The 793-nt window shown below is 45.9% G+C and carries 1 protein-coding gene; it reads right to left on the bottom strand.

Annotated features, from left to right (window positions below; genetic code table 11):
* On the bottom strand, window positions 1-714 hold a 714-nt coding region (locus R7040_RS25855; protein ID WP_411978204.1), incomplete at its 3' end, for a flagellin hook IN motif-containing protein.
* Window positions 715-793: the final 79 nt, after the last annotated feature.

Genomic DNA, 793 nt, shown 5'->3' with positions numbered 1-793 from the left:
ATGATCTTGCGTTTCAGAAGCATCGACTACCGATTGCTGGGCATTAATGTAGGTTGCCACTTCTTCAAGGTTATCGCCTACTTTGAGTGTTAATGCTTTAGATTGTGTTTGGCCTTCATTGTCTTGATATTCAAACGCGAACTGTTGGTTATCTCTCGTTACCCGCCAGTCTTTGTCTAAACTGTCACCCAGATAATGTTGCCCGCCCATTTCAGGTATGTGCGTACGCATGTTTCTGAGCGTCAATGATATAGAGTTCGCATTGGCGCCAATATGAAAACTCTGAGAACCATAAGAGCCATTGAAGAGGTTTTTATCCGCGAATGTCGTCGTGATTGCCACACGATCCAATTCATCTTGTAGTGCAATCACTTCTTGTTGAAGACTTGTACGATCATCCTGTTCATGGCTGCCATTTGCGGCCTGAAGTCCGAGAGAGCGTAGCCGTTGCAGAATATCACTGCTCTCATGCAACGCGCCTTCTGCGGTTTGAGCGACAGAATAGGCATCGTGAGCATTCCTTAAGGCGACATCAATCCCTCTCGTTTGAACATGGAGAGTATTCGATATTTGTAGGCCAGCAGCATCGTCGCTTGCTGAGTTAATCCGATATCCCGAAGACAGGTTTCTCTGTGACTCAACGTTTTGATCGGCTGCTTGGCTAAGATGTCGCTGCGTCATCATCGCGGCAACATTGGTATTTAAAGAGATCATCTAATCGATATGAATGCCTTGTCGAACATCCTGTTAGGACGCATCTAAATCGGTATAGCCGATAAGCAAAAAGCCAGGG

It is taken from the genome of Vibrio sp. 1069, assembly GCF_033340555.1.
This window is presented reverse-complemented; position numbering and strand designations above follow the sequence as displayed.